Origin of the sequence: Eubacterium maltosivorans, from assembly GCF_002441855.2 — a bacterium.
In the GTDB taxonomy this organism is placed as follows: Bacteria; Bacillota; Clostridia; order Eubacteriales; family Eubacteriaceae; genus Eubacterium; species Eubacterium maltosivorans.
Genome location: NZ_CP029487.1, coordinates 634,890 through 658,133, shown reverse-complemented (window position 1 = coordinate 658,133; position 23,244 = coordinate 634,890). Strand labels below are relative to the sequence as shown.

Sequence of the window (23,244 nt, the reverse complement as noted above, 5' to 3'; positions counted from 1 at the left end):
CAGAATTCTTTAGAAATTGTTATAAAAAAAGAGCCCGAAGGCCCTTTTTTAATAATCTTTCAATTCTGTGTTGATGTTTTGAGTGATATCTTCGCCGAACCATTTCTGAGACAGCTCAGCTAATTTACCATTATCTCTCAGCTTCTGAAGTGTTTCTTCGATTTTCTGGGCAAATTCGGTGTCATTCTTACGCATGGTGATACCGATTGGCTCATTGGATAGGGTTTCAGAAGTAATGCTGTAAACATCTGGTTTTTTGCTGGTATAGAACTGTCCGACCGGTTTATCTGTTAAGATATAGTCGATGGTCTTTCCTTCCAGTGCTGTGAAAGCATCCAGCATCGCATCAAATTTGCTGAGGTTCATGTCTGTGCCGCTTTCGATCATTTTTTCTGCGGCGTAGTCAGAGGTGGTTTCAATCTGAACGCCTACTTTTTTGCCTTTTAAATCATCAGCAGTTTTTGCCGGTGTACCGTCATTTCTGGATACAATGACAATCCCGTTGGCGGTATAAGGTGAAGACATGTTAAAAGTTTTCTGACGTTCTTCTGTAATACTGGTCCCTGCGATAATCATTTCATACTGGTTTGAGGTCAAGCCATTGAAAATACCGTCGAATCCGGTATCGACCCATTCTGCTTTAACGCCAAGCTCTTCTGCGATGGCGTTACCCATATCAATATCAAAACCAACCATTTCATTGTTTTCATCCCGGTATTCAAAGGGAACATAGGTTGCGTTGGTACCGATTTTCAGTACACCATCTGCCAGCGGATCTTCTGCTGTTTTACCGCCGCAGCCAGCCAGAGTCAGGGAAGCTACGAGCATCAGCGCAACAGAAACGCCGACTAGTTTTTTCTTCATTTTCATTTCTCTCCTCCTAATGATTTTAAACTCAAGTCTTATTATACAGCATTATGTATAATAATTCAAGCATTTAAGCAGTTGGCGGATTCAAATGAATAAAAGTGCATTGATTATACGATTGTATACAATATTTTATTTGTATTTACCGGATATTTATGCCTGCGCCAGCGCCTTTAAAGCCTTGGACAGCTGATCTGGGCAGGATGTGGTTTTATAGCCGCAGGTGATGCCGCTGAGTTTTGGAATAACATCCTCCACCCTCTGCCCTTCGACCAGCGCTGAAATTCCTTTGGCGTTGCCGTTGCAGCCGCCCATAAACTCAAGATTCTTTATGATGCCGTCCTCCACATCAAAGCTGATGGAACGGGAGCAAACGCCCTGTGTTGTATATTCGTATCGCATGATAATCTCCTTTTTTATATAAAAAATTCCAGAGATAACCTTACCATAAATTATTTTTTTTGACAAGCGCTTAAGTCCAAAAGAGAGTACAAAAAATAACTAGAACCGATCTGCTTTTTTACTTCTGGCAAATCGGCTCTAGCGTTCAATCTCGGTTAGCATGTCTTTCGGACTCACTCCCTTCAATTGATTTTCAAATCTCAAAATCTTCTTCTGTTGTTAAGTAAACACCATCCCAACCTTATTCCCTATTCAATTGTAATATTCTACTCGTATTTTTCAGTGTGTCCTGTGTCTATCTTTTATTATTTATCTTTGTGAGACGCCTTACTCAACAACTTTCACATTTAAGTCTCGATACGCTATAAATGTAATACTCATTGTCCTTCAGATTTGTCTTCACACTCTTTAAGGTTACCTACTAAATTACTTTCGATTATCCGTTTCAATTCTTCACTCAACCGAAACATTAACGATAATTTGTGTTAAATAATTATGATCAAAATATATGATTAACGTGCCTTACTGTTTTATAATAAATTATTGTTTCCGAATAAGCCACTGTTGCTCTTTATAGTTTAATCCTTGGTCGTTGGGACTTATTTACTTTTCAATGACCTTCCAAATCTGTCATTTTCAACTTCTGTTGATCTTGATCTTTGATTTGTCTATATTATAATACGATTACATGGAAATGTAAAGGTTTTTCTTGTAACGAATTTGTAAAATTTAAGAAATGTTTAATTTATACGAAATCCTGTGAACCTGTGTAAAGACCATATTTCAGATCACCCTTGTCAGACGATCCGTGACAAACTTAGTACAGATGAAAGTTATTAAAAAATCCTAAAGTGTCCAAACCTTCAAAAAAATCGAAAACGCCCAAAGCTATTTGCAAAAATAGTCTTGGGCGTTTTCGATCATTCGGATTAGTTTTTCTTGCACTTGCAGCTTGCGAGGATAGCTTCCTCATTTCTGGATTCTCTGGATTCCTGAAGCGGGTTATGGTAGCCTGCGCCAGGCGCCTTGTCCACTGCGTTTTCATCCAATAGCGGATTGGCGTACATTTCAGCCTTTACCTCGTCTTCGGCTTTTTTGTCAGCTGGGGCTTCCGGAGCTGGGGCGTTTGGGTCGTTTTTCTTGCACTTGCAGCTTGCGAGAATGGCTTCCTCATTTCTGGATTCTCTGGATTTCTGAAGCGGGTTATGGTAGCCTGCGCCAGGCGCCTTGTCCACTGCGTTTTCGTCCAATAGCGGATTGGCGTACATTTCAGCCTTTACCTCGTCTTCGGCTTTTTTGTCAGCTGGGGCTTCCGGAGCTGGGGCGTTTGGGTCGTTCTTCTTGCACTTGCAGCTCGCGAGAATGGCTTCCTCATTTCTGGATTCTCTGGATTCCTGAAGCGGGTTGTGGTAGCCTGCGCCTGGTGCCTTGTCCACTGCGTTTTCGTCCAATAACGGGTTTGCATACAATTTTTCTTCCTGTGATCTCATTTCTCTTACTCCTTCAATTTTTTAAATTTTACGGTAATAGTCTTACTGATTTATCCGTAACTTTTTTTGTTACTGTTTATACTGTAATTATATTTGTTACATATAGATTTGTCAAGTACTTTTTTAAATTATTTTAAATATTTTCTAAAAAAATGAAAATAAAAAAAGCCCCGCCAGCTTCTCATGGAAAACAGGTTCGGCTTCAAAAAATGACTAAGACCAGTTTTACTTCGTTTCGGTGTTTCTGTAAAACCGGTCTTAGCGTTCAGATTCAGTTAGCATGTCTTTTGGACTCACTCCTTTCGAATCTTTAAACCAAATATCAAATGCTTCATTCAGTATCTTTATATCTTTTTGAATAGTTCCTCAACTTGTGATCCTTACAGTCCTTTACTGGGTTACACGTTCAAAATCCTTTTCGATATGGAACACGTTTATGTAATATCACCTACTCCATGGATTCTTCGACGCTTAAGTCTCTATATGCTATAAGTCGTGTACTCCTCCAGCTTTAGGCTATGCCCCTATCTGATTTTCTACTTATGTACTTTTCAAGCCAGCAAGTGATACCATTAGATTGTTGTTATCCTTGGGTTTATTAAATTCTGAAATTCCATTCGACCATTAACATCTTACTACGATTATTGACTTATTGCATCAACATCTTATTCTGGATATTTTTGGTTTTCCTTTTTTTTCATACTTCTAATAAAAATCTTTTGGGGTTTACTTCTTCTAGGTGTTGATACAGCCTATCTTCAATAATCACCTTATTGATTTTCATTACCAAAGCTGAGCTTCTATTCACTTGTTAAAGACCTTTCAAAGATTACTGATGTTTCTTTGATCTTTGATTTGTCTATATTATACCACGATTTCAATCTCTGTAAACGGTTTTTTCGTAAACAAAGCGTAACGATTTTGTAAACGTACACATTAAAGTGTTGAACTACTGCGGAACCCTCTGTTTTAAAGGGCTCCGCAGTGCATTGCGTTTCTTAAGTGTTTTCGTAAGCGCTGTCAGGATTTAAGGTTCAGCTCTTCCCGGATCATAACAATGGTCGGGTCGATGATAAAACAGGGCTTTACGGCCTGGTTGACTGTCTGCAGAACCAGCTCGGGTTTGACACTCTGCTGCTCAATGTATTTGAGCCTGAGCGCCAGTACGGCAGTCCCATTCTGTACGGAAAGAACCCGAATATCCTGAATAAAGGGACGGATATTTTTAGGCACCAGCTTTCCCTTCTTATTTCTTTTTTCAAGAATCACCTCATCCAGAGACTGGTAGACGCTTAATGCCTCGTTCAGGGACGCTGCGTCTATCCTGGGTTCCAGCGCGACCTCGATCCGGTAACGGCTGTCTGTAAGAGACGCGCTCAGAGAGGCTTTCCCCTGGGGGATTCTTCTGGCCTCTACCACCTTCAGTCCTTCTGGCAGAGAGGCGTTCAGCCTTTTGGTAAACTCAGTCAGGTCGATGTCGCGGGTCAGCACCACATCGCCGTACTCACTGTCGCTCATGAGCCCCACAGACATGGCCAGCGCAAAGGACAGTTTGGGATGCGGGTTAAAGCCGTTTGAGTGGGCTATATTCAGCCCTGCCCGGCGAAATGCCCGCTGAAACAGGCGCTGCTGATCTAAATGTGAGATAAAACGCAGCTCCTCGCCGCGGGTGAATTTAAACCGTATAGTGCTCATGGCATTTCCATCCTTTACTGAATTGCATGACGCCGCAGCTGCTGCAGCCCTCGCGGCAATAAGGCGTCAGAGCCTCTTTTGTTGATTTTTCCCATTCTTTTTGCAGGAATTCCTTTGTCACGCCGATATCAATGAAATCCCAGGGCAGCAGCTCGTCAAAGCTGCGGCTCCGCAGGGCATAGAAATCCGGATCGACGCCGGCCTCCTCAAAAACAGAAAGCCATTTCTGATGATCGTAATGCTCCTGCCAGCCGTCAAATTTACAGCCGGCCTCGTGGGCCTTGAGCAGTACTTTGCCCAAACGGCGGTCACCTCTGGCGAACACGGCTTCCAGATAGCTCAGAGAGCCGTCATGCCAGTTGTAGGAGATTTTGCGGTCTTTGATCAGAGATTTTAACAGCTTCTGTTTTTCGATGAACTGACCGCCGGTATTTTGTCCAAACCACTGGAAGGGTGTAAAAGGCTTGGGCACAAAACAGGAGGTGCTCAGCACAATTTTTACCGCTTTATTGCGGTTTTCTCTCGGCACGGCGTAGTATTCATCCAGAACCTTTTGCCCCAGATCGGCGATGCCGGCAATGTCGGTCTCGGTTTCGGTGGGCAGACCGATCATAAAATAAAGCTTGATATGGCCCCAGCCGCGTTCAAAGGCGGTGCGCACAGTGCTTAGAAGGTTCTCCTCAGTCACCCCTTTATTGATGACGTCACGCATGCGCTGGGTGCCGGCCTCCGGCGCGAGGGTGATGCCGGTTTTCCGGATTTTCTGAATCTGCTCCAACATATCAATGCTCAGGGAGTCAATGCGCAGTGACGGCAGCGATACGCCGATGCACTGGTCCTCGTAGTCAAAAACCAGATCCTCGATAAGTGTCTCGATTTTTGAATAGTCGCCGGAGCTCAAAGAAGCCAGAGAGATCTCCTCGTAACCGGTTGATCTGAGAAGCGCCTTGATGCCCTCCTCGATGGTATTCAGGCTTTTCTCGCGGATCGGACGGTAGATCATTCCCGCCTGGCAGAAACGGCAGCCCCGGCCGCAGCCTCTGAAAATCTCATAGCTCACCCGGTCATGGACGGTTTCGGTGTAGGGCACGACATATGCTTCGGGATAATAGGCGTTATCAAGGTCTTTTATAAAACGCTTGCGGACCTTGACGGGCGCTTCCTCGATAGTGGGGGTAAAAGCCTTTAGGGTGCCGTCCTCATGATAAGCCGCCTCGTAAAAAGCCGGAACATAGACGCCCTCGATGGCCGCGGCTTTTTTCAGGTAGTCTTCCCTTGTGCCGCCCTCTGCCTTAAAGCTCCGGTATGCGTCCATAAGCTCCAGAATGGACTCCTCAGCCTCGCCGATGACAAAAATATCCACAAAATCGGCCAGTGGTTCGGGATTGTAGGCGCAGGGGCCCCCCGCCATAATGAAGGGCGTCTCTTCGCCGCGGTCCTCTGAAAGCAGAGGGATGCCGCCCAGCTCCAGCATATTGATGAGGTTGGTGTAACTCATCTCATACTGGAGGGTAAAACCCACAAAGTCAAATTCTGAAATGGGATCCATGGATTCCAGCGCGTAAAGCGGGATTTCCCGGCTGCGCATCTGTTCTTCCATATCCACCCAGGGCGCAAAGACCCGCTCACACCAGATATCCGCTTCGTCGTTAAGCAGGCTGTACAGTATTTTCATGCCCAGGTGGGACATGCCCACCTCATAGGTGTCGGGGAAAGCAAAGGCGTACCGGATCGTGGTATCCTTCAGGTCCTTATGCACTGCTCCCACCTCATTGCCCTGGTAGGTGATGGGCTTTGTGACCAGGGGCAGCACCTTTTTATTGATCAACTCTTTATCGTATTGCATTGTATCCTCTTTGTATTTTATTTCGTTAGCCTTCCTATCTTACAATAACCAGGCACAAAAGTCAAAAGGGATTCTGAAAAAGAGCACGGCGCAAAAATGTGCCGTGCTCCTGGCTCGGTTTATGGTTCGACAATATTGAAAAAATACTCGAAGGTCACCATGTGCTCCGTCAGCTTTTTGAGGATATCCTGGTCTCCCTCGATTTTAATAGCATTTTTCTGCTGGTCTTCGTCCTTGTTTAAAATCGCGAACATGGCAACTCTGGGCAGAGTCAGCGTCGCGTCGGCGTCATTTGCCTGAACGCCTTTCTGGTAGAGGAGCACGCCAGAATCCACACACAGCAGATAAGGGTCGGTGTCGGTAAAGTTCAGATTGATTTTCAGGTTGAGATTCTGCGCCGCGTTAGAATCTGTTAAAATTCCCATGTAGTCCATCATCATTTCCGGTGTCATGGATTTTTTAAGGTCGGCGCTGCTGTTGGCCTTGAAAGCCGCGTCTGTCGTGGTTCCCTCTCTCAGTTCTCTGGCGCCGGACAGGTAGGCGTTGCGCCAGGTGCCGGATTCTGCCTGGTAGCCGAGCTGTTCAAGGGCGTCGGCGCACAGGAAGCGCGCGTCTTTGTTATCCGGGTCGGCAAAGACCAGTACGTTGGTAATTTCGGCTACCCACTGGTACTCGCCTCTGTCAAAATCGGCTTTGGCTTTTTTCAGCACTTCGTTGGTGTCGCCCATATATTCCACATATTTTTTGGCGCTGTCGCTTGGCGTGAGCGGGTTCAGATTTACCGGGTTGGCGTCATACCAGCCCATATATTTCTGATAAACAGCCTTGGCGTTGTGGGCAACTGTGCCATAATACTGGCGTGTGTACCAGTTCTTTTCCAGGCTTTCCGGCAGGGTGATCATGTTGGAAATCTCGTCGGAGGTGTAGCCCTGATTAATGTACATGAGGGTCTGGTCATTGATGAATTTATACATGGCCGCTGTATTTTTCAGATAGCTGCTGATAACGTCATTGCCCCAGTGCGGCCAGTTATGAGACTGAAAAACGACCTCGGCGTCTTTTCCGTAACGGGTCAGGGCTTCCATGATGTATTCGGCCCAGGCATTGCCGTCGCGTATCTGCGCCCCGCGCAGCGTATAGAGGTTATGCAGGGTTCCTGTGCAGTTTTCAGCGATCCAGAGCGCTTTTTTATCTGCGAACCAGGTGTTCATCTCAACAGGGGCCTCTGTACCCGGCGTCAGCTGGAATTCCATGGTCACGCCGTCAATGGTCCGGGTTTCACCGGTCTGTTTAATGGTATCATTTGGAGAAATATAGGAGACTGTCCCAGTGGACTGCCCCATTCCGATGCCGATGGAAAGGGAACCCGTGGCGCTTTTATCCAGAAAAGTGCCGTACTGGTAGCCCGCGCGCCGTCCCATGGCGTTTCCTGCGTAGACATTTTCGCTGACTGCGTGTTCCTCAAAACCCTCGGGCACAATGATGGGAATGGCCCGGGAGATGACCTCCTCCTCGCTGATGATCCCCTTGATGCCGCCATAATGGTCCACATGTGGGTGGCTCATAACCACCGCAGTTACTGGCCTTTCGCCCAGGCTTTCATTGACCAGCTGCATGGCGGCAGCGGAGCACTCTGTGCTCATGAGCGGGTCAAAGACAATCCATCCGGCGTTGCCGCGGATAAAGGTGATATTGGTCATATCGTAGCCTCGAACCTGATAAATGCCGTCCGTTACCTCGAACAGGCCGTACAAATGATTGAGCTGGGTATTTCGCCACAGGCTCGGGTTGACCGTATCCGGTGCCTCTGCGTTCTCGACAAAGGCATAAGCCTTCTGACTCCAGACCACCTTGCCATTTTTGTCCTTGAGTTCCAGTGTCTCGGGTGCGGCGATAAGTCCTTTTTCCGCAAAGGTTTTCTCCTGCTCGTCGGAGAAATCCAGCGCAGCACAGACCGTCTCATTTTTATCGGCGGTGGCTTTGCCTGCCTCCTTGACGGTGGCGTCAAGATTGACGTCTGACCTTCCGCCAGCACAGGACGACAGCGCAAACAACGCGGCCGCAAGGCCCATGGATAAAAGCAATTGTGACTTTTTCATTTTGAAGCCTCCTTTTTTCTATATTTTATCTGCTTTTTTATCGGTTGTCGAACTTTTTTTCCGTATCAAGTAAATTCCCGCAAAAATGATGACAGCGGAAATGCCCAACACTGCGGCTAAAATGATCGGAGCAAACGAAGCGGGCGGCTCGACAATACCAAAGAGTGACAGATGATCCACTGTGATATGATACCGGCCGTCCGGGCCCTTTCTGCCCTCATAGACTTTAGCATTTTCTCCGGTATTGTGAAGAATCCCGATTTTTTCCATATCCTGCCCCGCTCCTGGGAAAGCCAGATCCAGGCTGCCTTCAAAAGCCGCTTCACCCTTTGGTGTAGTCAGAGAAATGTCATAAAGGCCAAGCAGGCTGCTGTTTTCCTTCAGCAGGTTTTGATAATCCTGGGAGGAGGCGTCAACCGGCGTTATGGCCAGCGTGGCCGCCGCGTGAATATGCTCTCCGGACAGGCCGATTCCAGTGACCGGATCTTCCAGTGTACGCGCGCAGTAAGCGTCCTGATCTATATAAGGCAGACCAAGATTAACCGCGTCAGCCCGGCGCCAGAAATAATCGCCTTCAGAAACCCTGCTGTTCAGTTGATTTTTAAACCCATCCTGCTTCATTTCGTTTATTGAAACGGACTGAGCTGTGATGCTGCCTTCGCCGCTGGCCGCGTCGAGGCCGCTGTCATAATAGCAGGCGTCCAGCGCATCGGACTGGTTTTTTCCCGCGATGGCCCCGTCCGCGCCACCCTCGGTGACGCCTCCAAAGTAGACGTTTCGCAGCGTGCCTGCATTGGTGGCCGCTATACCGCCGGAATAGAGGCTGCCCTCAATTTTCGCGATGGCTGTTGCAAAGCTATTGTGGATTTCGCCGCTGTTTTCCCCCGCCAAACCGCCGGCGTTCTGGGCTGCCACGCTGCCAGCCGACGAGGCGTTGATGATCACACCGCTGTTTTTTCCGGCGATGCCGCCGGCAGTGGTATCGGATTTGACATGGGTATTCATGTCGTCCAGGCCAGGAGCATCTGCGTTGTCGGTCAGAAGATGTCCCGCTCCGGTATGGCAGTACTCGATTCTTCCCTCGTTGACAGCAGCAATGGCGCCCGCGTAAGAGGTGCTGGATTGGATATCTGTATCAAAAATTCTTAAATTTTTAACGACGCCCTCTGTCCCAATCCGGCCAAACAGCCCCTGAAGGCCACTTCCGTCAGCTGTCATGCCGCTGATGGTGTGCCCCTTGCCGTTGAAGGTGCCGTTGTAAGGATTGACGGCCGTGCCGATCGGCAGCTCCCAGGCCTGTCCGCCGGCGTCGATGTCTGCCATGACGGTAAAGTTGGCGCGCGCGTAGGTTTCCGGTTCGCTGGCTACTGCTCTGGCCGCACGCTTTAAATCCTCAAAGGTGTAGATATCCGTGGATATCATTTCCTTTGGTCCGTTTTGTTCTTCTAACAGGAGCAGGCTCCCGCGGTCATTGACGGACGGCGCCGCCGCCTCAGGCTTTTCACTGACCGTTGTCCGGACAGTGTAGTTCTGATAGGGTGCTGTGAACGTAAAGCTGACTGTGTCGTCATCCTTTTTAAAATACTCAAAGGCGTCTGCGGTGAGAAGGGTATCAAGCACACGTCCCTTTGCGTCGAGCAGATCGACGCTTTTCACCTGCTTATTGCCGCCCAGTCCTGAGCTGTCTACAGTCAGCGTTACAGGCCCGGAGGCCTGGCTATAGCCGTTTGTGCTGGACAGATGAACGGCGGTTCCCCCCGCCGCTTCTGTCGTTCCCAGATAGCGGGGGCGCGAATTCCCCTGCATAATCGATAAAAGTGAGACGTTTCTCAGATTTTCTTTAAAATGCTCCGGACTGGTCAGCATTCCTTTAATACGCTTATCGATCTTGGAATCACTGTCATCCAGACGGTAGCCTGTGAGACCGTCGATATAGTAGTAGGTGCAGCACCAGCTGCCCGTTACCCTTACGCCGCCCTCCACAGAAATGTGGTTAGCCGCCGAATCCCACTTGTTGATGACCGCGCTGTCCGCCCCCTGAGGCAGGTGCTCTGGACGGATGCCCCCATAATTTACCAGATAATCCACAATGCTGTTCGTCCCCGCCAGACGGTAAGCCGGTGTATTGATCATCCTTTTCAAGATACTGGCGGATGTCAGCCCCATATAATTGCCGTCGGCAGAAAAGCCCACGTTCAAAAAATCCTGGCTCACTGTGCTGTACTCAAAATGGTCGTTTTTTCCGACACTGGAATTCCAGACATACTCATCTTTCAGGACAAACAGCCCGTCATGAGTCAGATCGCCGAACTCACCGCCCTCTTTCAGGAGGATAAAGGGTATCTCTGACCCGAGCGCCTTCATCTGGTAGGCTGGCATTTCGGGTTTGGTCCAGTTCGCCAAGCGCTGTAAATCGTAAGGCCTGTAGCGAAGGCTTGGCCATAAACCTTCCCCCTTCATGTGTTCGCTGCTGGAGGATGAAAAACGCAGGGGCAGGTCGATCTCTGCGTCATAAGAACGCATAAGGCCGTCCGTATAGGCCTTTCCCTGGCTTGAAATATCATTGATGGCCTGAACTGTTTCGTTAATAACGGTTTCCTGCTCGGTTCTGAGCTTGTCGAGCGTGTTGGCGTCCGCATTGGCCGAGACGTTATAATCCAACCATATGCGGTTGACCATCACGAGATAGTTAAAGGGCCGGATACAATCGTCCATCTGCTGAAAGAGCACGTCGCACTGCTGGTGCTCAAAGGCAACGGTCTGGTCTGTGACGCGTTTGGCGTTATCTAACAGCGTGATGCTGTTTGTGGGGCTCAAAACGGGCTTCGGATTACTTCGGTCGTAGGAAGGATAATACCGGCATGCGTACATGGCCATTTTTCGCAGATCGCTCTTGAAGCTGATGGGATCGCCGGTTTTTGTGGGGTCAAAGTTTTCAGTGAAATTGATGAGAAAGCCGTTCATCTCATGCATTTCGCTTTCGATCGCCTCGGGATCGCCGGTCTCAAGGGCTTTCGTATATTTCTGTGCCGCATCCAGATAATTGGTGTAATCGGCGTAGGCGCTCTCGTATTTGTTCATGATTTCAGAGTACTCGCGCCGGTTATCGTACCAGGTATTCTCATTGATCAGCTTTTCCAGATTGCCGACCAGGGAATCCAGCTTATCGCTGATGGCGTCCATCTCTGTCTGCATGGCGTCCAGCTCGTCTTTCATTTCCTGGCACAGCTTTAAAATTTCCGAGGTATCCTTGCCCGAGGGAAAAGTCAGCAGGTCCGCCATGGTTGAGAACATGTTGACGCCTGTCTTGTCCGCGGCATAATTGAGCCCGGAGACCACCCAACCGTCGACGACCTCAATACATTCGTCGGCAATCTTTGTCACAATATAATCGGTCACAGGTCCCTGAACCTCCTCATCGCCTGCCGCCGCGAAAACCGGGCTCACCAGGGAGACCGTCCAGAAGCCAATGATCAGAAGGCTCGTAATCTTTAATATTTTTTTCTTCAGCATTTTTTCTCTCCCATCACGCATCGTTTTCTATAAGTTTTATTATAAGGGAGCGGTCTCCAAAATAAAATCATCCGGTATGAGGTCTGGATAAAAAAACATGTGGGCGTCTTCCGGGAAAAAGCTAAAATACCACTGATAAACCTCATACCGTATGAAGAAAAACTGGAATTTAATGCTTTTCTGTGATAGACTTTACTCAATTATATATGAAAAGGAAATCATTATGAAGGATAATCCCACAAGCTTTCTTAGCGAAAAATTCACTCCCTGCCTGCTTCCAGAGGTGTGCGCTCCGCGTCATAATCTTCTGCGCGCCTTTAACCGGGCCGCCGATAACCGTTTTATCTACGTTGGCGCTCAGGCGGGCAGCGGGAAAACCGTCTCGGCCCTCCTGTGGGTAAACGCGAGCGGCCGGAAAACAATCTGGATCGGCCTGGACCGCTACGACAACATCCCCTCTGTTTTTTACAAGCAGCTGGCCACAGGGCTGTTCTCCCTTCAACCAGACAATGAAGCCATGCACGCTCTGTTAGTTCACCCGGATTTCTCGGCCTCCCCCGTGGAGCATACCGTCCGTCTCATCTCGGAGATGCTCCCGGGCAGCCCGCCCTGCTGTCTGGTGCTCGATGACATGCACCTGATTGACAATGCCGAGATCATCAAGTCCCTGCCTTTAATTTTAAAGCGGCTGCCCCAGACCTTTACCATACTGATCCTGTCCCGGCACGCTGTTCCCGATGCCTTCAGTGTCCTGTTTAAAAGGCCGGATACCAGTATCATCCTGCCGGAGCAGCTGCGTTTTTCCGAGGATGAAATCCGCCTTTATTTCGAAAGTCTCGACCGCCCTCTGACAATGGAGAAAGCGCATTTGGTTTATCAGGCAACTGATGGCTGGGCAATTGGCGTCAACGCCATTGCCAAATCCGGTCAGATTAAAACCGGTATCGCGGAATATGATTTCTCACGGTATTTCGAGCGGCAGCTCTGGGATAAATGGCCGTCTGAGCTCCGGGAATTCTGCCTGAAAACCGCTGTGGCGGATACTTTTGACACGGAGCTAGCAAAAGCCCTGACCGGAAAAAAGGATACACTGGAAACATTGGAATACCTGAGCCGCACAAACTCCTTTCTGATTTGTCTCAATGAAAACACCTACCGCTACCACCATCTGTTTCAGGATTTTCTGCGGGAGCACCTCAAAACCTCCGGGCTGGAAACCAGCCGTCTTTATAAAACAGCGGCCTTTTATTATAAGGAAAAGCATGACTACTCCAAGGCTCTGCGATTTTGGATGGACAGCGGTGATTATAAGGGAATCGACAGCTACCTGGCTCTTTTTCTCTTTGAAAACAACCGGGGCATTGTCGCCGACTACGCGGATTTTCTGAGATCGTTTTTTGTGAAGGAGATTCCTGAACAGGCCTACCGGGAATTTCCTGTGCTGCATATCCTGGGGGCCTGGTACTACTACCTCACCGGCAGACACGAGTCCTATGCCCTTCACATGGACGGCATTATCCGAAATCTTCCGCGCATTGCCAAAGCCGACCCGCGGTTTGTGGAGTACGCCATTCTGGCCTACAGCGTGGACTACCGGGTCAGCCTCCGGGTAAAAGTCCGCAATTACAATCTCTTTGGCCGTTTTGTCAGACGTTATACGCCTGAAGGACTCGCTACCGCCATCGCCTCCTTTACGCATAACCTGCCCTATATGCACCGCAGCAATCTCGATTACTCCGAGCTGGCCCTTGACCCGGGTATTCTGGACAAAATTGATAAAACTTTTGCTCCGCTCCTGGGCGCAGAGTGGGCATACATCCGCCCAGGCATTGGCGTTTGCTTTTTATATGAGCGCAACCGGCTGGAGGAGGCACTTGAGCAAAACCACCAGACGCAGTCTTTTATGTCTGAAAGCAGCAAAATTGAGGGACGTATCTGTGTGACCCTGATGGAGCACACCCTGCTGTGGCAGTTGAACCGGGACGAGCAGGCAGCCAGAGTGATGGAAGCGCTGGAAAGGCTCGTAGACTGCTCTGCCCAGTTCTTTTTGCCGAATCTGGCAGCCTATAAAACACGGCTGAAGCTGCTTGACGGGGACCTGGCTTCCGCCCGGGACTGGCTCGAACAGTACTTTGTCGTGGAAACAGATCACATTGAGCTTTACCGGACGTTTCAGCACTTTACTACAGCCAGAGCCCTTATGGTGCTCGGAAAAACCGAGAGGGCGATGCACTATCTTAATCTGCTGGAGAATTATGGTAAAAATCTGAACCGTCCTCTCGACGCTGCTGAGGCCATTATACTGCGTGCGGAGCTGGAATGGTCACGCGGCAATAAAAAAGAAGCGGCGTCATTACTGAAAAAAGCTTTGATGCTGCTGCAGCCCTATGGATTTGTGCGTCTTGTGGCCGATGAGGGCGCCGCTATTTTGCCGGCGCTCAAATATCTCATGAAACAGCTGGAAAAAAGCCCGGACGGGCTGAACCGTATTTTTGTCAATGACATTAGTCTGGCCGCTTACAGTATGTCCAAAAGCCATAGCGGCATGCTGCCAGCCAGCGAAGACAGCCAGAAGCCTGTAAAACTGTCAAAGCAGCAGCGCTATATGTTAACCCTGCTCTCCCAGGGCTACCGAAACGCTGAGATTGCTGAAATCACAGGGCTGGCCATTCCAACCATCAAAAGCCATACGTCGATCGCTTATAAAAAACTGGGCGTCAACAACGCGATGGACGCCGTACTGAAAGCCCGGGAGCTTGGGCTTATCGATTAAAGCAGGAGACCGGTGTAAAAACGTCCCGGTTTCTTGCTTAATACAGAAAAGACAGCCGCACGTTTGCGCGGCTGTCTTTTTTAGTCAGCTTTTTTCCTGATTATCAGGAAGAATAATACAATCCCGATACCGAGTAAGATGTGGCCAATGCCGGCGATACCGGAAATGGAGGCGTTCAGGCCGCTGCTGACCGGAACCGACAGCACCTGAATAATACCGCGCCATGCCAGTGTGACGGCCGTAATACAGAGACCGAAGTTATACAGGATATAAAATACTTTGAATTTTCTGTCGGCCAGGACATCGGGCAGGTTCTTGACAAACAAGGCCACAACCAGAAACCCGATCATGCCCAGTATAAAGAGATGCGTATGGACAAAGCCCAGGTTTGTCTGGCCGGTAAAGTGGTTGAATTTTGTGAATTCTCTGTAAAACACACCGCCTGCCATAGCGAGTAGCGCATAGGTAAAGGCTGTGTTGATCATTTTTTTCATTTGCTTATTCTCCTTTAATATGAACAGTGTTCATTATCAATCATAGTGCATATGAAGTCTTTTGTCAAGTTTACGGAGAGAGCACAGCGCAAAATTGCGCTGTGCTCTCTAGTCCTCGATTCCAAGCTGGGTTTTATACATGCGGCTGTAAATACCGCCCAGAGCCATGAGCTCACAATGGCTGCCTATTTCGGCGACACGGCCATTTTCCAGCAGGAGTATCTGGTCGGCGTCCCGGATCGTGGACAGTCGGTGGGCGATGATAAAGGAGGTCCGGCCTTCGGTAAGCCGCAGCATGGCCTTTTGTATCCGGCTTTCGGTCCGTGTATCGACGGAGCTGGTAGCCTCATCGAGGATGAGGATGGGCGCATCGGCCAGAATCGCGCGGGCAATGGTGATGAGCTGGCGCTCACCCTGGCTCAGGCTTCCCCCGCTGTCGGTAATGAGCGTCTGATACCCCTCCGGCAGCCGGCTGATAAAACCGTGGGCGCCTGCGGCTCTGGCAGCCTCGACCACCGCGCTGTCCTCAGCGTCCTCCCGCCCATACCGGATGTTTTCAAGAATACTCATATGAAACAGGGCTGTATCCTGAAGTACCACGCCAAAACAGCGTCTCAGGTCTGCCAGGCGGTAATCCCTGAGGTCGTGGCCATCCAGAAGAATCTGCCCCTCTGTCACGTCATAAAACCGCGTCAGAAGGCTGATAATGGTGGTTTTTCCGGCTCCAGTCGCGCCGACAACTGCCATGCGGGTTCCGGCGCTGGCCTCAAAGCTTACATCCTTGAGAATGGGGATATCGGGTTCATAGCCGAAGGACACGTGTTCAAAGGCCACATCGCCTCTTGGATTGACAATGGGCAGCGCGTCCGGAATGTCAGGCGGCTCTGGGATTTCGTCAAAAATTTCAAAAATACGCTCAGCGCCGGCCACGGCGGTCTGAAAGACATTGTAAATATTAGCAATTTCATTAAGCGGACGCGTAAACTGCCTTGAGTACAGCAGAAAGCTCGAGATAGTCCCAATGCTTACCATGCCCTGGGCAGCCATGACGCCGCTGACAATGGAGACGGATATAAAGCTGAGGTTTTTGATCACGTTCATGAGCGGCATGAGATAGCCAGACCAGACCTGGGCTTTGGTGCCCACATCGCAGAGCGCGTCGTTGTTTTTCTCAAATTCTGCGATGACAGCCTCCTCTCTGCCGTAGGCCTTGACAAGGGTGAGCCCTGAAATGGTCTCCTCAATTTCTCCATCCAGGCGGCCAAGCGCTGCCTGCTGCTTTTTAAACAGCTTGCGGGTGACACGGGTGACGGTGCGGGTCAGTAAAAAGACCAGGGGCACCACCGCCAGCGCGGCCAAGGTCAGCCATACATTGAGAGCGAGCATAATGCCAAGGACCCCCACAAAGGTAAAGACCAGCATCATAAGCTGCGCCAGCGAATCGGAGATGGTGGAGCTGATATTGTCGATATCATTGGTCAGGCGGCTCATGAGATCGCCGTGGGGGCTCCGGTCAAAAAAGGCCAGCGGCAGATCCTTCATCACGTCAAACAGCGCCTTGCGGATATAGCAGATCATGCGCTGGGACACCGAGGCCATGATGTAGTTCTGGCCAAAACGGACAGCCCAGTCGCCGATATAGGCCAGAAGCAAAAATGCGAGGAGTACGGCGGACAGTTGGCCGTTGTTGATGCTGTCGATGATCTTTCCGATCAGCAGAGGGGTGAGCATGGCAGACAACGAAGCCAGCCCCGACAGGGCAAAAACAAGCCACAGCCCCTGCCGGTGGCCTCTGGTCAGGTGCCAGAGACGGGACAGCGTGCCTCTCATGTTTTTGGGCCTGACCGCCTCAGCCATCCTGTGTTTGCCGGGTGAGCGCCGGACTGGGGGCAGTCCTGCTGGGTTAGCGGCGGGCATGTTCATCATCTCCTATCTGGGATTTATAGATTTCACGGTAAACCGGACTTTCAGCCATGAGCGTTTCGTGGCTGCCAAGCCCGGAGACGCGCCCTTCATCCATGCAGAGAATTTTATCTGCCCGCATGACCGAGGCGATCCGCTGGCTGATGAGGATCACCGTGGTTCCTCTGGCGTATTCCCGGATACGGCTCATAACCGCTGCCTCGGTGGTGGCGTCAAGGGCGCTGGTACTGTCGTCCATCACCAGTATTGCGGGATGGCGGATCAGCGCTCTTGCAATGGAGAGCCGCTGCTTCTGCCCGCCGGACAGGTTTACCCCGCCCTGCCCCAGAACCGTGTCGTAGCCTCCGGAGAAGCCGTTTATAAACGCATCGGCACAGGCTGCGTGGGCCGCGGCGGCGAGAGCCTTATCGTCGGCGTCTGGATCTCCCCACTTCAGGTTATCCCGGATGGTGCCAGAGAAGAGCAGTGATTTTTGGGGAACCATACCGATAGCCGCGCGAAGCTCCGAGGTCTTCAGGCTCCTTACATCCCGGCCCCCCACCAGCACCCGCCCGTCTGTAGCGTCGTAAAACCTTGGGATCAGGCTGACCAGAGTGGATTTGCCGGAGCCCGTGGCCCCGATGACGCCCAGCACCTGCCCGCTTTCCAGGTTAAAAGATACATTGTCCAATGACTTTTCTGGCGAGTGGCTATATGAGAAAGAGACATGCTCAAAGGCTACGCTGCCGTCGGGCTTTCCAGCCGCGGGGCTCTCTGGTTCGCTCATGGCGGGCTTTTCGGAAAGAACCTCCTGCACACGCTGGGATGAGGCCGTGGCCCTCACCATAGTGTTGAGGATATTGGAAACCATGGACAGGGCAAAAAGCACCTGGGTCATATAATTGACAGAGGCCATAAGCTTTCCCACGTCCTGGTGCCCACCGGTTCCACCCAGCCACAGCAGCACCACGATACCAATGTTGACAGTCAGATTGATGAGCGGCCCAAACACTGCCGTCACCCGGGTGGCCGAAATACCGGAGGCGGCCAGCTCTTCGGCAGCAGTGCCGAACCGTCCGGTCTCATAGTCCTCCCGCCCAAAAGCTTTGACGACTCTTATGGAGGTCAGGAACTCGCGGCTCACGCTGTTCAGGCGGTCCAGCCTGCGCTGAAGCCGGACAAACCTCGGGTAGCCAAAGCGCATGTTCCCGGCGATGAGCAGCGCCGAGATAATAAGGATGATCACAATCATTGGGATCTGCGCTGGCGTCTGGGTTATGATGAGGATAATGGCGCCGATACAGGTGATGGGCGCCTTGACCAGAATGCGCATGGTGCCGTTGACAAAGCTCTGAATCTGAGTGACGTCATTGGTGATGCGGGTGATCAGTGACGCGGGGTGAAGCCGGTCGATGTTTTCAAAGGAGAAAGACTGAATTTTGCGGTACAGCTCTGAGCGAAGCTCTTTCCCGATCTGCTGGGAGGTACGGACTGAAAGGTTGTTCCGGATTACCGCGCCAGCCGCGCCTATAAAGGCAACGATCAGCATAATGCCTCCAAAATAAAGCACAGTGCCCACTTCCTGATTTTTTACCCCGTCGTCCACGATATGGGACATGAGGGTGGGCTGTAGCAGGTCCGAGAGTGCCTCAATGGTCAGAAAGAAAATGGCAGTGAGAAACAGCCACAGATGTTCTTTGATTTTGGTTATGATCAGCTTCATGTTAATCCCTGCCTTTTATTTTCGGATAGGTCTATTGTAGCATAAAAAAACGGTTAAGGGGATAAAAGTAAATCCGTTATTGTGCTGTTCAGGGCATTTTTACGTTTATAACAGGCGCGGCTTTATTAATTGAAAAATTTTTTTGAGCTCCAAAAGATCTTATTCGATATATTTCCTTTAATTTGCATTAATTTTGTGTTAAAATTGGCTTGTTTGTGGAAGCAAATATAAAAAAATAAGGAGGAGTATTTATGGAAACAATCGATGTTGGTTTCTTATCGCTGTTACCACCGATCATCGCGATCGTTCTGGCGTTATGCACCAAAGAAGTTATTTCATCGTTGTTAATCGGAATACTTTCAGGGGGACTTATCTACGCGTTAAACACAGGCGGCGGCATCATCGAGATGAGCAGCGTAGCCTTCGGCGTTACTGCTGAGACCGTTGGTTCGCCTGGCAAGTTTAACATCATTCTCTTTTTGGCCCTTCTGGGGGCGCTGGTTTATGTGGTCACGATGGCCGGGGGCTCAAGAGCCTACGGTAACTGGGCCTCAACCAAGCTGAAAAGCAAGAGAAGCGCTCAGCTGGCCACCAGCTTTCTGGGAATGCTGATTTTCATCGACGACTATTTCAACTGCTTAACAGTCGGTACTGTTATGAAACCCGTCACAGACAAGTACAATGTATCCCGCGCAAAGCTGGCCTACATCATCGACGCCACCGCGGCACCGGTCTGTATCATCGCCCCGATCTCAAGCTGGGCGGCGGCTGTTGGATCAACCCTGTACGAAACCGGAGCCTTCACCAACGAATTACAGGCTTTCTTCGCGACCATCCCATACAATCTTTACGCTATTTTATCCATTATTATGGTACTGGCGCTGGCCGCAACGAATCTGGAATTCGGACCCATGGCCAAGGAAGAGTACAAGGCTGAGAAAAAAGGTGACCTGGGCGCTGTCGCGGATGATCTTGAAAGCAACCAGGAGGTATCCGACAAAGGAACCGTCTGGGATCTGATCATCCCCATCGGCGCGCTGATCGTGTTCTCAATCATTTCCATGCTGTGGAACGGCGGCTACTGGGCCGGCGAAGGCCTGAGCATCGGCGAAGCCTTTGGGAACTGCGACGCTTCCGCGGCCCTGGTACTGGGCGGCTTCTGGGCGCTCGTTGTAACCTTCCTGCTGTTTATTCCGAGAAAGCTTGTGAGCTTTAAGGAATTCATGGGCGGCATCGGCGAAGGCGTTAAGAGCATGGTTCCGGCTTACATTATCCTGACTCTGGCATGGACCATCGGTTCCTTATGCCAGGATTACCTGGGTACAGGTGTTTATGTTGGCCAGCTGGTTGAAGCAAGCCACCTGCCCATGGGCTTGATTCCGGCCATCGTATTTTTGGTAGCTGCGGGTCTGTCTTTCTCTATCGGTACAGCCTGGGGAACCTTTGGGATTTTTATCCCAATCGTTGTGTTTATCTGTCAGGCATCCGCACCGGAGCTGATGGTTGTCACCCTGTCTGCAACGCTGGCAGGCTCTGTTTTCGGAGACCACTGCTCACCGATCTCAGACACCACCATCCTGTCTTCTACCGGCGCGGGCTGTGACCATATCAAGCATGTGGCCACCCAGATGCCTTACGCGTGCCTGGTAGCAGCGTGCTGCTTTTTCGGCTACATTGTGGCCGGGTTCTCATACGGCAACATTGCCCTGACACTTGGCACTGGCATTATCCTGCTGGGCGTTACCCTGTTCGTGCTTCACCGCCTCTCCAGCAAAAAACTGGAAAGAACAGAAGTGACTGCCGAGCCGGAAGCTTAAGCAGACTTTTAAATTTTGTGGAGAATCCAGAACTTTCTGTTGTGGATTCTTCATTTTTTTACCCTTAATAAAAAGAATTTTTCAAGCAAGTCGTTTACAGATATGTTATAATAAAGAAAAAAAGGGGGCTTGAAAATGGGCGAAAAAGTATTATTTAAAGAATGGCTTTGTGCCAGGTACTCAGGCGATGCGTCTTATTTTGGTGATCTGGCAAAGGATGTGGCCGAGGATAAAGGCTTTCCGGACGACGGCTCAGCCGATGATTTTATCAGCTATATTGAGAGCCAGGGCGCCAGCGAAGAAGCGCTGAAGGTGATGAGCGACGCCTACGCACTCTTTATGAAGGGCGACAACTAAACGAAAGAGAACCTGTCTTTTAAAGATGGGTTTATTTTTTTGCCTGGGAGGCACAGCGCAAAAATGTGCCGTGCTCCCCTACCGTCTGCGGCGGAACCTCTGCAGAATATTTCTGCCCAGATCCCGGAGCCCGGAGCTCTTCACAAGCCGGGTTGGAAAATCCGGCTCGCGGTCATAGACAATCTGGAAATACTGGCTCCTGTTTTCCGCGTCCATACTGGTAAAAACCAGCCCGTATCTCAGGGCGCCGTCTCTGCTCTCATCTGTTCGAACCACTCTGGCCTCCAGTCTGGCGCGGTAGTGGCCGGACTGGACAAGCACCTCCAGCGGCAAACTCGGGTCCAGTGTTTTTCCGGTGTCAAGCGCTATGGCCATGCCTGTTTCGGAGATATCGAGCGTATGGCCCGAAAAACGGCCACAGGGCGTTTTTAACAACACGGGCAGCTCTGCACTGAAGCGCACGTTTTTCCGGCTGTTTTTCCGGCCTAAAATAAAAAATACGGCCATGATAAGAATAAAAATGTTGAGAACCAGCCAGTACATGACGACCAGAGCCGCCACAAAGCTGGCGGGCATCCACACTGTGTAGCACTGGTAGATGGCGAGCGCGGACAGCAGAATAAAAAACAGGTGCGGAAGCGCCAGAGTAAAGCTGCGCGAGTCGGTCACCGCATCCTTGCGGGTTACAGAGAACTTCTTTTCACGGATGCCCAGAGTTTCCAGGATAATGGGAAGCGTCAGATACGGAAACAGGGCGGTGTCGATAATGTTGCTCCACCTTGCGCTGCGCATGCTGCCGGAAAGAAATTGCAGTGACAGGCCGTAGAGCAGATAGGCTGGTATTGAAAAAATCAGCAGCTCGGGCACAGTGCAGTCCACGATAACAATTTGGAACAGGGTAAAAAGGATCGGGGCTGAAATATACACAAATCGCCGGAAAAAGGCCCACCAGTATAAAAAGGAGCTGTAATAGCTGAGGCGTGTCCTGAGGGGCAGGCCCATATGCCTGAGCCAGTGTGACTGGCGCAGGGTCTGGACGCACCCCCTGCCCCACCGCCTGCGCTGGCTGATGAGGTCCCGCAGGGTGGCGGGAGCCAGCCCGTGGGCCAGAACGGTCGGAATGGCATAGCACCGGTACCCGGCGGCCTGAATACGGATACCGGTGGCAAAATCCTCGGTGATGCTGTCCGTGGCGATGCCGCCCACCTTTGTGAGCGCCCGGCGTGAGATAAGGGTGTTTGACCCTGCGTAGATGGGCGCATTGGCATAGTTCCGGTTGACATTAACCTCCTTGAAAAAGTAGTCCTGTTCGTTGGGCAGCTTTTTCTCAGAGTACAGGTTATACTGGAAAAGGTCGGCGTTGTAGAAGCTCTGGGGCGACTGGATAAAGCCGATGGGCCCCTCCTCCAGGAAGAAGTAGGGCACAGTTTTCATGAGAAAATCATGGGTGGGGATCATATCCGCGTCAAAGGTGGCGATGAGGGGCGAATGGGTTTTAAAGATCGCGTTGTTGAGGTTCCCAGCCTTGGCGTAGGGGTTGTCCCGGAGGCCAAAGTAGCCGACGTCCATCTGCCTGGCCAGCGCGGCGACCTCTGCGCGGCCGGTATCGTCGCAGAGGTAAATGTGCACCCTGTTTTTGTCCGGATACACCATGTATCTGCAGGCGTTGACGGTTTTATAAAGGAGCCCGGCCGACTCGTTATGCGTGGCGATGAGCACATCCACCTCCGGATAATCCGCGGCGGGAATCACCGGGAGCTCTGGTACGGCAGATCGGGAATAATTCCGGTAGAGCTCGAAGGTTTCCAAGGCGCCTGTGAGCTCTGTGATGAGCAGGATAACGCCGACGGCTGAAGCCAGCGGCCCAAACCGGAAGGGCAGCGTAAAAAACAGCCGCCAGCCGAAATAGACGGTCATGGCAACCACTGTGAGTATAAAAATCGTCTTCTTGATTCGTATTTTATTTTGTTCTTTCATGCTTTCCTCTTGAATTTTAAGTCTCATTTAAAGTTTACCCTGAAGCAGTGCCGGAAAACAAAAAAGAAAAGCGGAAACCGGTTAAGGCTTCCGCTCGGTTTCCTATAGAAAAAGGGGAGTAATTCTAAAGGAAAAAGGATTATATGTGATATTTATTATTATAGAGTTATTGATCCCAAGTTGCAAGGCCAAATTTTGCAATATCGTTTGCAGATTTTAATTTGTGAACTGAGATAAATAAAAAGAAAAACCTGTGAGCAGAATGCCTCTGAACATCAGGTTTTTCTTA

Annotated in this window: 14 protein-coding genes; 3 read left to right on the top strand and 11 right to left on the bottom strand. The window is 50.3% G+C overall.

Features of this window, described 5'->3' with window-relative positions; all coding sequences use genetic code 11:
• Window positions 1–48 precede the first annotated feature (48 nt).
• The 7 genes from CPZ25_RS03235 to CPZ25_RS03205 form a co-directional block, all read right to left on the bottom strand.
• Entirely contained in the window at window positions 49–870 is an 822-nt protein-coding gene (locus CPZ25_RS03235; RefSeq protein WP_074616877.1) for a basic amino acid ABC transporter substrate-binding protein, read from the bottom strand.
• Between the two features lie 150 nt (window positions 871–1,020).
• Window positions 1,021–1,269 (bottom strand): TIGR03905 family TSCPD domain-containing protein, encoded by a 249-nt coding sequence (locus tag CPZ25_RS03230; RefSeq protein WP_058694630.1) that lies wholly within the window; start codon window positions 1,267–1,269, stop codon window positions 1,021–1,023.
• A 929-nt stretch (window positions 1,270–2,198) separates the two neighbouring features.
• Window positions 2,199–2,759 carry a hypothetical protein gene (locus CPZ25_RS03225; RefSeq protein ID WP_096919889.1) on the bottom strand — a complete coding sequence of 187 codons (561 nt, stop codon included), beginning with the start codon at window positions 2,757–2,759 and terminating at the stop codon, window positions 2,199–2,201.
• A 1,020-nt stretch (window positions 2,760–3,779) separates the two neighbouring features.
• Entirely contained in the window at window positions 3,780–4,454 is a 675-nt protein-coding gene (locus tag CPZ25_RS03220) for a TIGR03936 family radical SAM-associated protein (protein WP_096919890.1), read from the bottom strand.
• Window positions 4,435–6,300: a TIGR03960 family B12-binding radical SAM protein gene (locus CPZ25_RS03215; RefSeq protein ID WP_096919891.1), complete on the bottom strand. Its 1,866-nt coding sequence runs from the start codon at window positions 6,298–6,300 to the stop codon at window positions 4,435–4,437. Before CPZ25_RS03215 ends, CPZ25_RS03220 begins: the two co-directional genes overlap by 20 nt.
• Before the next feature lie 119 nt (window positions 6,301–6,419).
• Complete coding sequence (locus CPZ25_RS03210) at window positions 6,420–8,399, bottom strand: alkyl/aryl-sulfatase (protein WP_096919892.1); 1,980 nt, start codon at window positions 8,397–8,399, stop codon at window positions 6,420–6,422.
• A gap of 18 nt (window positions 8,400–8,417) precedes the next feature.
• Window positions 8,418–11,912: a hypothetical protein gene (locus tag CPZ25_RS03205; RefSeq protein ID WP_096919893.1), complete on the bottom strand. Its 3,495-nt coding sequence runs from the start codon at window positions 11,910–11,912 to the stop codon at window positions 8,418–8,420.
• 223 nt (window positions 11,913–12,135) lie between these two features.
• Between CPZ25_RS03205 and CPZ25_RS03200 the strand changes: the two genes are divergently transcribed.
• The gene (locus tag CPZ25_RS03200) at window positions 12,136–14,685 is read left to right on the top strand and encodes a winged helix-turn-helix domain-containing protein (protein WP_096919894.1); all 2,550 of its coding nucleotides are present in this window, start codon (window positions 12,136–12,138) and stop codon (window positions 14,683–14,685) included.
• Between the two features lie 80 nt (window positions 14,686–14,765).
• On the opposite strand, the gene CPZ25_RS03195 is transcribed toward CPZ25_RS03200, so the two are convergent.
• The 3 genes from CPZ25_RS03195 to CPZ25_RS03185 all read right to left on the bottom strand — a co-directional run bounded on the left by CPZ25_RS03195 (window position 14,766) and on the right by CPZ25_RS03185 (window position 18,804).
• Window positions 14,766–15,179, bottom strand: coding sequence for a DUF2871 domain-containing protein (locus CPZ25_RS03195; RefSeq protein WP_058694637.1), 414 nt, complete (start codon window positions 15,177–15,179; stop codon window positions 14,766–14,768).
• A 108-nt stretch (window positions 15,180–15,287) separates the two neighbouring features.
• The gene (locus CPZ25_RS03190; RefSeq protein WP_074616884.1) at window positions 15,288–17,096 is read right to left on the bottom strand and encodes an ABC transporter ATP-binding protein; all 1,809 of its coding nucleotides are present in this window, start codon (window positions 17,094–17,096) and stop codon (window positions 15,288–15,290) included.
• A complete protein-coding gene (locus CPZ25_RS03185) occupies window positions 17,083–18,804 on the bottom strand; it encodes an ABC transporter ATP-binding protein (RefSeq protein WP_074616885.1) in 1,722 nt (573 codons plus the stop codon). The genes CPZ25_RS03190 and CPZ25_RS03185 overlap by 14 nt, the downstream gene beginning before the upstream one ends.
• Window positions 18,805–19,055: 251 nt before the next feature.
• On the opposite strand from CPZ25_RS03185, the gene CPZ25_RS03180 reads away from it, so the two are divergent.
• Window positions 19,056–20,621, top strand: coding sequence for a Na+/H+ antiporter NhaC family protein (locus CPZ25_RS03180; RefSeq protein WP_058694640.1), 1,566 nt, complete (start codon window positions 19,056–19,058; stop codon window positions 20,619–20,621).
• Window positions 20,622–20,756: 135 nt separating this feature from the next.
• Window positions 20,757–20,978, top strand: coding sequence for a YozE family protein (locus tag CPZ25_RS03175; protein ID WP_058694641.1), 222 nt, complete (start codon window positions 20,757–20,759; stop codon window positions 20,976–20,978).
• Window positions 20,979–21,056: 78 nt separating this feature from the next.
• On the opposite strand, the gene CPZ25_RS03170 is transcribed toward CPZ25_RS03175, so the two are convergent.
• Entirely contained in the window at window positions 21,057–22,955 is a 1,899-nt protein-coding gene (locus CPZ25_RS03170; protein WP_167495147.1) for a glycosyltransferase family 2 protein, read from the bottom strand.
• Window positions 22,956–23,244 lie beyond the last annotated feature (289 nt).

Coding starts and splice junctions, on each gene's coding strand:
- CPZ25_RS03210 (WP_096919892.1), bottom strand. CDS start 8,399: ATGAAAAAGTCACAATTGCTTTTATCCATGGGCCTTGCGGCCGCGTTG.
- CPZ25_RS03215 (WP_096919891.1), bottom strand. CDS start 6,300: ATGCAATACGATAAAGAGTTGATCAATAAAAAGGTGCTGCCCCTGGTC.
- CPZ25_RS03180 (WP_058694640.1), top strand. CDS start 19,056: ATGGAAACAATCGATGTTGGTTTCTTATCGCTGTTACCACCGATCATC.
- CPZ25_RS03235 (WP_074616877.1), bottom strand. CDS start 870: ATGAAAATGAAGAAAAAACTAGTCGGCGTTTCTGTTGCGCTGATGCTC.
- CPZ25_RS03205 (WP_096919893.1), bottom strand. CDS start 11,912: ATGCTGAAGAAAAAAATATTAAAGATTACGAGCCTTCTGATCATTGGC.
- CPZ25_RS03200 (WP_096919894.1), top strand. CDS start 12,136: ATGAAGGATAATCCCACAAGCTTTCTTAGCGAAAAATTCACTCCCTGC.
- CPZ25_RS03230 (WP_058694630.1), bottom strand. CDS start 1,269: ATGCGATACGAATATACAACACAGGGCGTTTGCTCCCGTTCCATCAGC.
- CPZ25_RS03225 (WP_096919889.1), bottom strand. CDS start 2,759: ATGAGATCACAGGAAGAAAAATTGTATGCAAACCCGTTATTGGACGAA.
- CPZ25_RS03220 (WP_096919890.1), bottom strand. CDS start 4,454: ATGAGCACTATACGGTTTAAATTCACCCGCGGCGAGGAGCTGCGTTTT.
- CPZ25_RS03185 (WP_074616885.1), bottom strand. CDS start 18,804: ATGAAGCTGATCATAACCAAAATCAAAGAACATCTGTGGCTGTTTCTC.
- CPZ25_RS03170 (WP_167495147.1), bottom strand. CDS start 22,955: ATGAAAGAACAAAATAAAATACGAATCAAGAAGACGATTTTTATACTC.
- CPZ25_RS03195 (WP_058694637.1), bottom strand. CDS start 15,179: ATGAAAAAAATGATCAACACAGCCTTTACCTATGCGCTACTCGCTATG.
- CPZ25_RS03190 (WP_074616884.1), bottom strand. CDS start 17,096: ATGCCCGCCGCTAACCCAGCAGGACTGCCCCCAGTCCGGCGCTCACCC.
- CPZ25_RS03175 (WP_058694641.1), top strand. CDS start 20,757: ATGGGCGAAAAAGTATTATTTAAAGAATGGCTTTGTGCCAGGTACTCA.